The sequence below is a fragment of the Clostridium brassicae genome (genome assembly GCF_026738875.1).
GTDB classification, from domain to species: domain Bacteria; phylum Bacillota; class Clostridia; order Clostridiales; family Clostridiaceae; genus Clostridium_H; species Clostridium_H brassicae.
Genome location: NZ_JAPQFJ010000005.1, coordinates 138,865 through 153,130, shown reverse-complemented (window position 1 = coordinate 153,130; position 14,266 = coordinate 138,865). Strand labels below are relative to the sequence as shown.

General features: G+C 26.5%; 12 protein-coding genes and 2 CRISPR repeat arrays. Of the genes, 8 read left to right on the top strand and 4 right to left on the bottom strand.

All coding sequences use genetic code 11. The features are described 5' to 3' along the window. Positions 1 to 2 precede the first annotated feature (2 nt). The 4 genes from cas1b to OW729_RS07005 all read left to right on the top strand — a co-directional run bounded on the left by cas1b (position 3) and on the right by OW729_RS07005 (position 4,354). Positions 3 to 1,001 carry a type I-B CRISPR-associated endonuclease Cas1b gene (gene cas1b, locus OW729_RS07020; RefSeq protein WP_268060767.1) on the top strand — a complete coding sequence of 333 codons (999 nt, stop codon included), beginning with the start codon at positions 3 to 5 and terminating at the stop codon, positions 999 to 1,001. Next, positions 1,002 to 1,292, top strand: a complete 291-nt coding sequence (gene cas2, locus OW729_RS07015; RefSeq protein WP_268060766.1) for a CRISPR-associated endonuclease Cas2 — start codon at positions 1,002 to 1,004, stop codon at positions 1,290 to 1,292. It begins immediately after the preceding gene. Positions 1,293 to 1,525: 233 nt separating this feature from the next. Further along, positions 1,526 to 3,124: a CRISPR direct-repeat array (repeat unit 30 nt; unit sequence GTTGAACCTTAACATAGGATGTATTTAAAT). A 100-nt stretch (positions 3,125 to 3,224) separates the two neighbouring features. Next, complete coding sequence (locus OW729_RS07010) at positions 3,225 to 3,719, top strand: DUF7832 domain-containing protein (protein ID WP_268060765.1); 495 nt, start codon at positions 3,225 to 3,227, stop codon at positions 3,717 to 3,719. Positions 3,720 to 4,069: 350 nt separating this feature from the next. Next, entirely contained in the window at positions 4,070 to 4,354 is a 285-nt protein-coding gene (locus OW729_RS07005; RefSeq protein WP_268060764.1) for a hypothetical protein, read from the top strand. A gap of 183 nt (positions 4,355 to 4,537) precedes the next feature. Further along, positions 4,538 to 5,287: a CRISPR direct-repeat array (repeat unit 30 nt; unit sequence GTTGAACCTTAACATAGGATGTATTTAAAT). 748 nt (positions 5,288 to 6,035) lie between these two features. Here OW729_RS07005 and OW729_RS07000 read toward each other — a convergent pair. The 3 genes from OW729_RS07000 to OW729_RS06990 are packed head-to-tail and all read right to left on the bottom strand — an operon-like array spanning position 6,036 to position 9,059. Further along, entirely contained in the window at positions 6,036 to 6,731 is a 696-nt protein-coding gene (locus OW729_RS07000; protein WP_268060763.1) for an ABC transporter ATP-binding protein, read from the bottom strand. 2 nt (positions 6,732 to 6,733) lie between these two features. Continuing rightward, entirely contained in the window at positions 6,734 to 7,927 is a 1,194-nt protein-coding gene (locus OW729_RS06995; RefSeq protein WP_268060762.1) for an FtsX-like permease family protein, read from the bottom strand. A 1-nt stretch (position 7,928) separates the two neighbouring features. Continuing rightward, positions 7,929 to 9,059 carry an ABC transporter permease gene (locus OW729_RS06990; RefSeq protein ID WP_268060761.1) on the bottom strand — a complete coding sequence of 377 codons (1,131 nt, stop codon included), beginning with the start codon at positions 9,057 to 9,059 and terminating at the stop codon, positions 7,929 to 7,931. 574 nt (positions 9,060 to 9,633) lie between these two features. Here OW729_RS06990 and OW729_RS06985 point away from each other — a divergent pair. Both OW729_RS06985 and OW729_RS06980 read left to right on the top strand, forming a co-directional pair. Next, the gene (locus tag OW729_RS06985) at positions 9,634 to 10,263 is read left to right on the top strand and encodes a hypothetical protein (RefSeq protein ID WP_268060760.1); all 630 of its coding nucleotides are present in this window, start codon (positions 9,634 to 9,636) and stop codon (positions 10,261 to 10,263) included. 67 nt (positions 10,264 to 10,330) lie between these two features. Continuing rightward, positions 10,331 to 11,146, top strand: a complete 816-nt coding sequence (locus OW729_RS06980; protein ID WP_268060759.1) for an EFR1 family ferrodoxin — start codon at positions 10,331 to 10,333, stop codon at positions 11,144 to 11,146. Between the two features lie 84 nt (positions 11,147 to 11,230). On the opposite strand, the gene OW729_RS06975 is transcribed toward OW729_RS06980, so the two are convergent. Further along, positions 11,231 to 11,662 (bottom strand): hypothetical protein, encoded by a 432-nt coding sequence (locus OW729_RS06975; protein ID WP_268060758.1) that lies wholly within the window; start codon positions 11,660 to 11,662, stop codon positions 11,231 to 11,233. Between the two features lie 314 nt (positions 11,663 to 11,976). Between OW729_RS06975 and OW729_RS06970 the strand changes: the two genes are divergently transcribed. Both OW729_RS06970 and OW729_RS06965 read left to right on the top strand, forming a co-directional pair. Beyond that, positions 11,977 to 12,975, top strand: a complete 999-nt coding sequence (locus OW729_RS06970; protein WP_268060757.1) for a hypothetical protein — start codon at positions 11,977 to 11,979, stop codon at positions 12,973 to 12,975. 563 nt (positions 12,976 to 13,538) lie between these two features. Next, on the top strand, positions 13,539 to 14,141 hold the full coding sequence (locus tag OW729_RS06965; RefSeq protein ID WP_268060756.1) for a GNAT family N-acetyltransferase: 603 nt from the start codon (positions 13,539 to 13,541) through the stop codon (positions 14,139 to 14,141). The last annotated feature ends 125 nt before the right edge of the window (positions 14,142 to 14,266 follow it).

The window sequence follows — 14,266 nt, the reverse complement described above, 5'->3', positions numbered from 1 at the left end:
TTATGGGAAGCACTAGATATATAACGTCTATGGGAGAATTAACAAGAAAGGACAATTCTTTATGTTTTAGAAAAAACAATAAGAATGTGTATATACCAGTAGAGAATACAAGAGAAATTTACTGTATGTCAGAGGTAAGTATAAATAGTAAACTTTTAGATTTTTTAGCACAAAACAACATAATAATACATTTTTTTAATTATTATCAAGGATATAGTGGGACTTTTTATCCAAGAGAATATTATAATAGTGGAAAAATTGTTGTTAAGCAAGTAGAGGCTTATAATAACAAAAGATTAGTAGTAGCTAAAGCAATAGTATGGGCTATTTCTGAGAATATATATGAGGTTCTATATCATTATTATAAACATGATAAGAAGGAAGTAAAAAAGACTCTTGATTGGATAAAGACAGATATGAAAGTTAATTTAGATAAAGGTAATGACATTAAACAGGTTATGCAGGTGGAAGGAGAAACATGGCAAAGATTTTATGGAGAATTTAAAAATATATTACCAGAAGATTTTGTTATGAATAAGAGAGTGAAAAGACCACCTGATAATCCTATAAATGCACTTATTTCTTTTGGTAATACATTATTATATGCAAAAACAATAACAGCTATATATAATACTCATTTAGATCAAAGAATAAGTTTTTTACATGAACCATCAGAAGGAAGATTTTCTTTAAGCTTAGATATAAGTGAAGCTTTTAAGCCAGTCGTAGTTTTTAAAACCATATTTGATTTAGTAAATCATAAAAAGCTACAAGTACCTAAACATTTTGATAAGAAAGTTAATTATTGCTTGTTAAATGAAGAAGGTAGAAAAATATTCATAACTGCTTTTGAAGAAAGGTTGGAAAGTGTATTTATACATGAAAAGCTTAGGAGAAAAACAACATATAGAACTGCCATAAAATTGGATTGCTATAAACTTATAAAATTTATACTGGAAGACAAGGAATTCAAACCTTTTAATTTAAAGGAGAAAATGTAAATGAGAAAAAATTTTAATTATAATTATGCTTTCCTTTTTTATGATGTCAATGAGAAGAGGGTAAATAGGGTATTTAAAGTATGTAAAAAATATTTATCTCATTTTCAGAAGTCTGTTTTTAGAGGAGAAATAACCCCATCAAATCTTATTCTTTTAAGAAAAGATTTGAAAAAAGTAATAGATGAAAATGAGGATTTTATATGCATAATAAAGTTAATGAATAATAATGTTTATGGTGAAGAAGTGTTAGGAAACAACCAAAATGTTACAGGAGAAGACTTGATATTATAAATATTAAAAATATAAGTAAATTAGGACATTAATATGGAGATATGTGCAATAGATTATTTTCCCAGTCACAATTCCACATAAAATTCTGTTAACAGTTGATATTAAAGAGCTCACGAGCTCTTTAATAATTTCCTCCAAAAAATTCATAAACAACTGGTAAAAAAACAAGCAATCCATTGAAAATACAGGTGTTTAGGTATATAATAAATTTAAAGAATGGCTTATTTACAGTGGTTGAACCTTAACATAGGATGTATTTAAATAGATTTTATGATTATGCAGCAGAAAATAAGCAATTGGTTGAACCTTAACATAGGATGTATTTAAATCGAAAAATATTGACTACATATCCATAAAGTGTTAGTTGAACCTTAACATAGGATGTATTTAAATAAGACTTATACTAATGGACCATGGAAAACTGATTTTGTTGAACCTTAACATAGGATGTATTTAAATTTAAAAAAGTGTTTCCTTGAAATACTTCCCCGATATTGTTGAACCTTAACATAGGATGTATTTAAATTTTGTAGAAGAGAGTGCTATGGATGATATAAAAAAGTTGAACCTTAACATAGGATGTATTTAAATCACTGGTTCTACAAGAATGAAATGTGGTACAGCAGTTGAACCTTAACATAGGATGTATTTAAATAAGTGAGATTTAATAATTCTATTTTTAAGTTTCTTGTTGAACCTTAACATAGGATGTATTTAAATTGAAGTTTTTAGAGTATCTTTCTCAAAGTCGATTCGGTTGAACCTTAACATAGGATGTATTTAAATGAAATTATTGGAAGAAATTTTAAATAAAATGGGTGGTTGAACCTTAACATAGGATGTATTTAAATCCTTTTTCATATTCTTTAACCCTCCGATAAAATGTAGTTGAACCTTAACATAGGATGTATTTAAATTATTGTTTTATCATCTTGGTTAACTGTCCCATAGCGTTGAACCTTAACATAGGATGTATTTAAATCCATTTAAATTTCAATTCAATGTTTCTTTTAAGTCGTTGAACCTTAACATAGGATGTATTTAAATTGAGTTCATATATTTTTTTATGTGCGTTTTCTACTTCGTTGAACCTTAACATAGGATGTATTTAAATTCGCTTGAGAGAGTGTTAACATTCCAAGTGGTTCAGTTGAACCTTAACATAGGATGTATTTAAATATTAGTAACAGTTTCGGAAGTCTTAAAGGTAAAGTTGTTGAACCTTAACATAGGATGTATTTAAATTAGTCCTCATTTCCCTGCATTTTAGCACAAAGTTTGTTGAACCTTAACATAGGATGTATTTAAATATCCAACAGACTACGAGCAAATACCAGAAAGCATCGTTGAACCTTAACATAGGATGTATTTAAATCTAAGACCAGAGAGTCTGGTCTTTTTTATTGTACTGTTGAACCTTAACATAGGATGTATTTAAATTCACTTAATTTTAAAACGCCTTTTCTTAGGTCTCCGTTGAACCTTAACATAGGATGTATTTAAATGATTTAAGTGCAGCTACAATTAATTCTTCAGCTGCAGTTGAACCTTAACATAGGATGTATTTAAATAGGAATATTTCATATAACATTCCATTTTCATTGAAGTTGAACCTTAACATAGGATGTATTTAAATTACATGCGAGTGGGCATGTGTAAGAGCCGAGTGGGGTTGAACCTTAACATAGGATGTATTTAAATATCTCATTTAAGTAAAATAGAAAATTATTCTGTTTAGTTGAACCTTAACATAGGATGTATTTAAATTCTTGTTTTAGATTTGAATCTAGTTTTATATTCATGTTGAACCTTAACATGAGATGTATTTAAATATAAAACTGTATTCACAATAAATATTGAAACAGTTAAAAGACAACAAAGTAGTTATTTAAAAATTATATAGAATGTAAACATATATTAAGGAGTAATAATATGGAAAATAAATTTGATAATGCAAATTGGCATTTTGATGATGCTTATAATGGATATTGCAAGCGTTTTGATTGTGAACAGGATAGGGAAAATAGCAATCATATTGAAGCTGGAGTAGTATATGCGGCAACTCATATGGGAATGTATATTGCATGGATTATTAAACATAACTTAGAAGGAAGTATTCATAAGAAAGATTCAAAGGAAGATTTGGACAAAGTAAGAAACAATCAGATGACAGGAGTAGAATTTTTACTTAAAAATTGTGATGGAAAGCTGTGGAGTGATGATTTTAATCAAGAAGGGCTTGAATTTACAAGAAGTTATTATGAATACTATTTAAGAGATTATGCAGATTTAATTTTATGTGAGTTTGATATAGAATATAGCATATATGAAGTGGAAGATAAATGGACGAACTATGAAAGTATTAGCATTATGTTAGATACTGCTTATAGTGACTTTAAAAAAGGAAAAGTAGGATGTGTGAGATAAAATAATTAATAAGTTTGGAATCTAATCGAAAGAATAAAAATAGGTAATTAAAACCGCTTGCCATGGGAAAAAATGTCTGTGGTAAGCGGTTTTTAGTTATAATAAGATAAAATATAATTGTTCCAGAATAAGATTTTTATTAAATAAAGGTAAAAGATATTTAGCTTAAAACAAATAAGGGTTATGGTATAATATAGAAATTAAATGCCTTAATTAAAGATATAATTAGTGAATAAATGAACGCAACAATTTAAAACACAGCATTAGGGTTACTAAAGGAAGTTTGAACTAGTCTTACACTCTTTTAAAATAAAGCCTTAAATTATTATAACTGAAAGGGAATAAGTATTATGTTTGAGAATGCAGAAAAAGTTATAGAAGGAACTTGGGTTTATGCTGGCAATGTAACCTGTAATCTTTGGATTATTAAATGGGATGTATTATATGGTACTGGTGATTATGAAGATCCACCAAAAATTGAAAATGACAAAGAAAGTGAATGTTATTATGTTGAATTTGAATCTATGGTAGAAAAAGGAAGAGTCACTTCCGTAAGAGGTGGGTTCTTAACATTATCTGATGCAATAAAGGATGCTGAGAAGGCTGTTAACCAAAAGATTAACTGGGTTAAATGAAACTTACTTTTCCCAACCTCAATTAAAAAATAAACTGTGCTAACCATTGATATTAAAGAGCTTATAGGCTCTTTAATAATTTTTTGCCAAAATTCAAAAACGGCTGGTAAAAAAACAGCTAATCCATTGAAAATACAGGCATTTAGGTATATAATAAATTTAAAGAATGGCTTATTTACAGTGGTTGAACCTTAACATAGGATGTATTTAAATACATTTTCGTCTTGATAAGTCGCTTCTGATATAGCGTTGAACCTTAACATAGGATGTATTTAAATTAGCTTCTTCCACACTCTTCACATTCCCACCAATATGTTGAACCTTAACATAGGATGTATTTAAATAGAATTTCTAAAATATAAGAATATGAAAGAAGGTTGTTGAACCTTAACATAGGATGTATTTAAATTTTTTACAAAGTTAACTTTACTTCCAAATCCAGCGCGTTGAACCTTAACATAGGATGTATTTAAATTATTTAAAAAAAATTAATTTAGATAAAATTATTTCGTTGAACCTTAACATAGGATGTATTTAAATTGTAGTTCGATGTTATCGCCTAAATGTAGCGTATTGTTGAACCTTAACATAGGATGTATTTAAATGTACACAAGAGAGCAAGTACCAAATCTAAGCAATGTTGAACCTTAACATAGGATGTATTTAAATTCTCCTATCTTTTAGTAGTATATCCCATAGTGATATAGTTGAACCTTAACATAGGATGTATTTAAATTAGTAATAATTAGCTCAATATTCCTCGTCGAATAGCGTTGAACCTTAACATAAGATGTATTTAAATCAAGGTACTGGATTAAGACAAACTGACGGATGGGGACGTTGAACCTTAACATAAGATGTATTTAAATTTATTGTTTGTATGTTTCAGTGACGTTTCTGTGAGTTGAACCTTAACATATGATGTATTAATTAAATATAAGGAATAGAAGTGTTACCACCTCTATTCCTAAAGAATCAATAAGGTAATTAAAAAAATGCTTACCATGCAAAAATGATATGCTCCCTTTATAGTAGACAGTTAAAATAATAAAACTGACATTAGAGGGAGCATTTTTAAATCTATAATGGGCTAAAGCCTAATCGTTCCAGCCGAAACCTTCTCCAGTATAAATATTAATAAGGATAGAAATTATTTATGTTAAAATAAAAGTTGAATAATATTAGGGGAGTTACCGCTTCCACTTAAAAGAATCAATAATGAGTTAAAATGGATAAGCTTTTCACCTGTATGCTCTGGAGCAGTAGCAATGTAGCATAGGTCAAAAACTTATCCATTTTTTATTTATCCGCCTGTAGGCGATGTTAGCGTCATAAGCCACTTCGTGGGCTTATGACTTATCATATAAACAATAGTTTATTTTTTTATAGTGGATTTTATTATAAAAATATATTGTTGAATTTATATTATTTAATATAGTTGGAGAAGCTGTATAGTTATAATTTATCATATTTAATTTTAAAATGAGTTATGAAATTATATTAATTTAAGAAGTAACATTACTAATAGTTAAGGTTTAAAAGTATTATAGAAAGTACATAACAATAATTTAATAAGAGTAAGTGTATATAGTGTTATATATATAGTAATATTTTTTAATGGTATTCTAAAATTTATAAATCTATCTATATCTCAAATTATTTACATAGTATGTAATTGGATTTAGTTAAGAATAACACCATCTTCCATCCTAATGATTCTATTGCAGAATTTAGCAATTTGCTCATCATGAGTAACCACTATTATAGTAGTATTATTAGTTTCATTAATATTTTTTAACATATTAATAATCTTTAAACTGTTATTCTTGTCTAAAGAACCTGTTGGTTCATCTGCTAAAATTACATCTGGTTCATTAACTATTGCCCTTGCTATTGCAACTCTTTGTTGTTGTCCACCAGACAATTCGGTAACTTTCTTATTAGCATAATCCTCTATACCAACTTCTTTTAACTGTTTTAATGCTAATTTTTTAATTTCTCGTTTATTTAATTTTTTACCATTGTTTAAAAGCAAATTTCTATATATAAGAGGAATTTCAACATTTTCTATAACATTGTAATCTGTAATTAAAGAAAAATTTTGAAATATAAATCCCATCTTAGTGTTTCTTATTATAGCTAATTCTTTATCTTTATAATTTGTGATATCCTTACCATCAAATATATATTTTCCACTAGTACATTTGTCTAAGCATCCAATTAAATTTAATAGCGTTGATTTTCCAGAGCCTGATGTACCTAAAACAGCAATCATTTCGCCTTTTTCTATATTAAAATTAACTTTATTTAAAGCATGTACAATTTCTTGTTTATCTCCATAGTTTTTTACAATATCCGTTAACTGTATATAACTCAAATTCAATTCCCCCTTATTAAATCAACAATATTTTTCTTTAATATATAAGATTTATACATTAAAAATGTTATAGAAACTAGAACAAAAGAAATAATAAATGAAGGTATCATTGACTTAATAATTAATAATGAATTTAAATCCATCTTTGTTATATAATTTATAATAATTAGAATAAGGATAGATATAAAATTAGTTATTATTAGTGACAAAGATATTTCGCCACATACTAATCTAGATAATTCTCTACTTGTTGATCCTAATGCAAATCTAATTCCGTATTCTTTTTTTCTAAAAGTAATATAACTTATTAAGATACCTATGAATCCTATAAATGATAAAACAGATAATAAAAATGAAAATGTTAATGTCATCATAATCCAAGGTTTACTTCTATTATATATTTGAGCTATTAATTCATTAACTTCAATATAATCAAGTATTGTATTAGTATAAATTATTTTTGAAAAATAAGTTGTGAATTTATTTAAGTCCTGTACTTTTTTTGTTGAAACAACTGTGTGATTAGCTTTCATTGTAAAATCAACAATCTCATCATAAAAATATTGTTTATCAAATGGGATGATAATGGAATTTTTTAAAGAAGTGATAGATGATTTATCACCCATCCTAGAATTCCAAAAAACAGCATTTTTATTTGTTATTCCTATAATTTTAAATTTGAAATTTTTTGGTTGGTTATTTTGAAATAATTCAATAGTAATTATAGTACCTAAACCCCATTTATTTGATAAATCATTACTAATAAGAACTGGAATTTCATCTTGAGATTTTTGGTAACTAAAAATTTTATTTGTGCCTTTACTAATATTGATATTATATAAATCAAGAGCTCCTTTATTTAAAAAGACAGCATCTATCTCATTTTGATTAACTTTAACTTTCTTTATACAATAACTTCCGACTTTATCGATCAGGTTATTGTTTGAAATTTGTTCATATATATTGTTAACTGAATTTATAGGATTTTTATTTCGTGAATCTACTGAAATTCTAAGCAGCGCTGACTTATCTTTATCAACTAATTTATTAATATTACTTTTTACTTCTAAGTTTTTATTTATTAAAGTAAAAGCAAAATTTAAAGATATAAATACTATAATTAATTGAAAAAAAACTAATTTAAATTTTATGCCTTGTTTTATTATAGATTTAATCAATAATCTCAATCTAAACATATTATTCCCCTTTTAATTCTGTTATAAGATTTAGTTTGAAAAACTTTTTTACACTTATTATTGATATTAAAAAGCTCATTATAATAGCAATTAAGGAAGTTATTATTATATTAAAATAACCTAATTGTATATCTTCTATATTTAAAATATGTGTAAAATTGCTTTTAACAAACGGTATTAATAAATTTCCAAGCATTAATGCAGAAACAATAGCACATAATGATACTAACATAAGTTCTATAAATATTTGTTTCCAAGTTATTTTTCTATTTGCACCTAAAGCAATACTAATTAAAATATTTGTTTTATTTTTTAACATTAAATAAAATACTAAAATAAGTATATTACTTACTGACACTAATACAATTAAACAACTTACAAATATAGTTATAGCTAAAGTACTATAAAATTCGTTCAAGCCGTTACTTATGTCAACTTTAATGGCATTTATATTAGAAAATTTATTAAGCTCATTTAAAATTTCATTCATTTCAGATTTAGGATTACTATTATTTTTTAATAAATATATTTTAATTGTTTTTATATTTTTTTTCATTTTGTCAGGTAAAGATTCTAATGGGATAAAAACAGAACCTAGATAATTAGAAAAATTACTCACTTTACCAACGGTTCCTATAACTTTGAATTTTTCTCCGCCTAAATTAATATAGTTCTTTTCACTGATTTTATTAAGTTCTACACCTTTACCAATAACAGCAATTTTAGCTTTTGACTTACTTTCATTTGGGTTTAAATATCGTCCGTGGGTAATTTGAGGTATCCATTCTGGTGTTTCATTAAATATTACTGGTTGAATTGGAATTTGAAATATATATTCACCTACGGGTTTCTCTTCAATTAAACCGTCTATTCTGATTGATGTCGTTTCTGAATATTTTTTTAAAATATTTGTTAATTTATCATAATCTATATTATTTGAATCATTAATATTTATGGAAATTAACTGTTGATGATTTATTCTACCATTTGTGTAATCAATATTCATATCTTTACTACATTTTAAAAAACTAAATCCAAATGAAATTATCATCAAAGCTGCTAAATAACCTATGTATATTAAAAAATAATGAAAAAAATTGCTTTTTATTCTTCTTAAAATTAATTTGAACATTACATCACTCCACTATTAAGTTTATAGTATTTTGCCCACTTGGCTATTATACACTATTAATAAATTTGAATTTTATTAATAATTATAAAATTAAATGAAAAAAGGTTTATAATTACATTTTTTATTTTGATTTTTATATTTTGTAAAATATTTAATGAAAAATTATGAATTTTAAATTAAAAAAATTACAGTTTTTTATCTGTTTTTAAAAGAAAAAAATTTATCTGATTTTATTTGGAATGTATAACACTAGATATAAAAAGTAATGTTTATTTGAGTGATACTTAAAATTTAATATTGGGGTTTATGGTATAATATAGAAGCAAGATATACAAATAAAATGTAATTTAATAAATAGTTGTAAAATATTATGTACTAAACAAAGCCAAGCATTACAATTAAGGGATAGTAGTAAAAAGTTGAATTAGATATAATAAAATTGTAGTAAAGAGCTAAGAGAGGGCCTTTTTCATTAGTGAATTGTTTAGGATATGTTAAAATGGTATAATATGTATTGTGATGAGGATACTATTGAATTATATAAAAATGTGAAGAATGGAGTGTAAAATGTGAAGTGAGTGGGAAAAAGAAGGTAGGTTATTCAAAGTTAACTGGCATTGCTTTAATAATAATAGCTATATCAACTTATATTTTTCAAACTATTAAAGCTGCTCCTATTGAAACAATTATGCCAATAAAACTATCAGATAAAGAGGTAAGAGAGTTATATTTATCAGAACAGAGTAGTTGCTATATATTTAATGTTAATAATCTAGATTGTAAAGCATATGAATATAATTTTAAATGTTGGGTTGAACATTATGAAAATGGTATTTTAAAAGAAAAATCAGTGATATTAAATAATCCTTTAGTGACAGAGAAAAGTAACGGTTTGCGTATAGTACTCAAAATAGATAACATTGCTAGTGACATAAAGTGTTCAATATATAATGAAAAAGATTTTATTAAAGGATCAACAATTAAAGGAGTTCCTAACCTTGCTAGGGGAGTTAGCATGATGTTAAAAGATAAGAAAACAATTGATTATGATAGTATAAATCTAGTTGTTAATGCTTATGGAGAAGAAAAATCAATTGTAGAAGATGATGTTTTTAATGGAGATAAAAAGTCATTAGAAAATTTATTAAAGAATGATTCAGTGAATATTATTAAATGTTCAATAGTAAAACATACTAAAGCATAGAAAAGATAAAACTTAATTTTTAAATATAGAATGCAGAAATTAAAACTGAGTGTAAAGGTGGAAACTTATGATAATAAACTCAGCAACAATAATATATTTTTCCCCAACAGGTACAACTAAAAAAGTTCTTCATGCAATTGTAGAGGGGATGAATATGGATAACTGTAACTACATTGATCTTACTTTGCCTAATAAACGTATTAGTAATGCATCACCTATTCATGATGATATATTGATAATTGGAGTACCTGTTTATGAGGAAAGAATACCAAAAATGCTATACCCTTTTTTAATCAGTCTAAAAAGTAGCCAAAAACTTGTTGTACTTGTAGCTGTTTATGGTAATATTGGTGAAGGTATAGTTTTGAATGAACTAAAAGATATAACAGAGAAATCTGGTTTTAAAGTAGTGGCGGCTGCTTCCTTCGTAGGAGAACATTCATTTTCAACAAAAAAGGTACCAATAGCAGAAGGACGACCGAACCATGGGGATTTAATAAAAGCTCAAGACTTTGGACAAAAGATAATGAAAAAAGTTCAAACAATAAATGACCTAAAAGAAATTTCACTGTTTATACCTGAAGGAAATCTTCCATTAATGGCCAAGATTTTACCTAAAAATAGTGCAAGGATATTTACAAAAACGCCTGAAGCTGACATGAGTATATGTAATCATTGTGGTGTATGCGTGAAATTATGTCCTATGTCTGCAATCGATAAGAATACTTTAAAAATAAAGGAAAGCCAGTGTATCCGTTGCTTTTCCTGTGTTAAGAAATGCTCCAGAAAAGCCAGGGAAATTATCTATAAGAAAAAGTTTCTTGTAACTCGTATATTAAATGCTAAAAATAAGGAAGAAAAAGAACCTAAAATATATTTGTAGTATTTTTATGATTAATCGTATTATTGAAATTTTAATAATACGATATTTTTTATGTACATTTCAGGTATATGATTCGTATATAGATTATTTATAAGTTAGTTTGAAATCTAAAATTTTTGACAATATATCTATATCACCATTAAAAGGGTAACAAGATGCTTTATTGGCACTTTCAAAAATGATGTAAAATGGAGGAGCAGTTTCAGGAAATAGTATATATACTTCATTTATAGTTGTGGTTAATGCTTCACACTTTATTTCTATAGCAGAATCAAATGGTACTTTAACTACATATCCATCATCAGTAATAGGATCAGTTTTCCCATATATACCATGAACATTTTTAACCCAATTCCCAACTATATTTTGAATTTCTGAATTTAATTGAACTACTTTCACAACCTTATTTTGCTTTGGATCAAAAATTTCAACATATTTAAAGTCTTCAGCATTAGCATAAACTGGATTTAGAAATATAAATAAAAAAGATAATACAACTACTGATTTTTTAATCACATAAATCACCTCTCTGTTATTGTACCCATAATGAACTGAGTTATTTTAAATAGAGGAAACTTTAATTATTAAAAAACATAGATATTTGGTGTGTAAAAGAAGTAAGAGATTTATTAAACTGATATTTTATTTGAAATGTATATTAATAACGTCAAAAACAATATAGCTAATCTCAAAATGGGTGCTGAAGTAGTTGAGCATAATTATCTCTAAATTTTTGTGGAATTATAATTAATTTTTAGGTTTGACACAAATATTTATCTATTCTATAATTTATTAGGTAAATCAGGAAAAGTGAGGAAGCGAGACTTAATATGGTAAATATTATTAAAACTGCAATTATAACTATAATGATATCAATTACATCTGGGTTATTGCTAGAACGTTTTAAAAATTTAGCGCCTGGAATATTATGTAGTATAGGAAATGGCGTGCCTATGGAAATAAATAATAAAAAGGTTTATGCATATAATATTACTGTTAATAACCTATCAAAAAAGACAATTCATGAGTTAACTTTAAATATACAAAGTTCACAAAGTAACTTGAGGATTGCAGATGCCAAAATGACAAAGGGTTTAAAATTTCATTCTTCAATAAAAGATGACATTTTAGATATTCATATACCTTTTTTAAGTAAAGATGATGAATTTTCAGTTACAGTGTATGTAGAAAATCAATATGGATTGTGTAATAAGCCTATTATTGTAATGAGATCACCTGAAAATTTTAAGAGGGTAGATTCTATAGAAAAGAAGGGAAGCTTACCAGTATTTAATATAAGTAAAATCCATAGAAATAAGAAAACTAGTGAGAATAAAACTAGTAAGAATAAAAAGACAATGATAGTTATTGCATCTATCGCTGTATTTGCGATTGTTTTAGGGGTATTAAAATTTTGTTTAAAAGGAGTGCCTACTAGTACAAAAAATCCAAGTGTAAAAACGGATATTAGTAATCAGTCCAATGATGCAACAAAACCATCAACAAGTAAGACAACTAAAAATACAGATGTAAAAGCACCAACAAGAGGAAAATCTAAAGATACAGATAAAAAAACGTCAACAGAAGGAAAAGCTAAAGAGCCAGATAAAGAAGTACCAACAGAAAAAACAACTAAAGATACAGATAAAAAAATGCCAACAGTAGAAACAACTAAAGATACAGATAAAAAAGAAACAACAGGAGAAACAACCGGAAATACAGGCGAAGCAAATAAAAGTATTGATACAAAGACATCAACAGAAGAAACAACTGGAAATACAAATGAAAAGGCACCGACGGATGGAACTACTGGAAATGCAGGTAACTAATTTTGGTACTGTATCATAAACAGGGTTTTTGGTTTCAAGTGGAGTTTTTACTCCATTTGAAGGTTAAAAACCGTTATCCAGGGTCGTAGCGCCATTTATCTCCAAACTGTGGAAGTTTGGAGGATTAGTTGTGGTAGACATCGAATAAATAAAGTAGAACTCTTATAATAACAAAATCTATGAATATTATTGTAGTATTTACAACTCTTATCTGAGCTATATCGGTAAGAGTTTTTATTTGGAAAATCTATAAACGCTTGATGAAAAAACACCTAATTCATTCAAAATACAGGGATTTATGTATACCCTTTTACCTAATAAAAAAGCATATAGTTAATAAGTTATATTATTGTGAGGTATTGAAATATATGGTATAATCACAGTATTATTTTAGAAAAGGAAGTGTTTTCGTTATGAGTAAAAAGAGCATTGTATCAAGGGTGGTTTTTGAATAACACGCCTAAGATACTATTTGAATATATATTATAACTTTGCGTGTTATTCTTTTATCACCATAAATTTGGTTAAATAAAAAAATAACATATCAAAGGAGTATATTAAAAATGAATATATCAATTAGATTGGAAAATGAAAATGATTTTAGAAATGTAGAAAACTTGACAAGAGAGGCATTTTGGGATGTATATAAACCTGGTTGTGACGAACATTTAGTAGTTCATAAAATCAGAAAGATAAATGCATTTATCAAGGAATTAGATTTTGTTGCATGTGATAAAGAAAAAATTGTTGGTAATATAATTTATACAAAAGCAAAGATAATTAATGAAAATAATGAGGAGTTTGAAATTCTGTGCATGGGACCTCTTGGGGTATTACCTCCTTATCAAGGTAAAGGAATTGGAACTTTACTTATGAAACATTCTATTAAAGTTGCCAAAACATTAGGATATAATGCAATCATAATTTTTGGTAATCCAAACTATTATCATCGCTTTGGTTTTGAAAATGCTGAGAAGTATAATATTCAAACATCATGGGGAGATAATTTTGAAGATTTTATGGCACTAGAATTATATGAAGGTTCACTTGAAAGAATTTCAGGTAAGTTTTACGAGGATTCTGTTTTTAAAACAAATAAAGAGGAATTAAATAGTTTTGAAAAACAGTTTCCATGTAAGAAAAAACATTTTTCACATAAGCAATAATAATAAGTGTTACAAATCATTAAATAATTAATTTATAACATTATTAAGAGTTAATGAAGGGGGAGTCAAAATGACTTCCCTTAAAATCGATGTATTTTTCGTATGTTCTATGTAGATTATGCCCC

Excerpts from the sequence above, each read along its gene's own strand:
- OW729_RS06995 (WP_268060762.1), bottom strand. The coding sequence starts at position 7,927 with ATGTTTAGATTGAGATTATTGATTAAATCTATAATAAAACAAGGCATA.
- cas2 (WP_268060766.1), top strand. The coding sequence starts at position 1,002 with ATGAGAAAAAATTTTAATTATAATTATGCTTTCCTTTTTTATGATGTC.
- OW729_RS06965 (WP_268060756.1), top strand. The coding sequence starts at position 13,539 with ATGAATATATCAATTAGATTGGAAAATGAAAATGATTTTAGAAATGTA.
- OW729_RS07010 (WP_268060765.1), top strand. The coding sequence starts at position 3,225 with ATGGAAAATAAATTTGATAATGCAAATTGGCATTTTGATGATGCTTAT.
- OW729_RS06980 (WP_268060759.1), top strand. The coding sequence starts at position 10,331 with ATGATAATAAACTCAGCAACAATAATATATTTTTCCCCAACAGGTACA.
- cas1b (WP_268060767.1), top strand. The coding sequence starts at position 3 with ATGGGAAGCACTAGATATATAACGTCTATGGGAGAATTAACAAGAAAG.
- OW729_RS07005 (WP_268060764.1), top strand. The coding sequence starts at position 4,070 with ATGTTTGAGAATGCAGAAAAAGTTATAGAAGGAACTTGGGTTTATGCT.
- OW729_RS06990 (WP_268060761.1), bottom strand. The coding sequence starts at position 9,059 with ATGTTCAAATTAATTTTAAGAAGAATAAAAAGCAATTTTTTTCATTAT.
- OW729_RS06970 (WP_268060757.1), top strand. The coding sequence starts at position 11,977 with ATGGTAAATATTATTAAAACTGCAATTATAACTATAATGATATCAATT.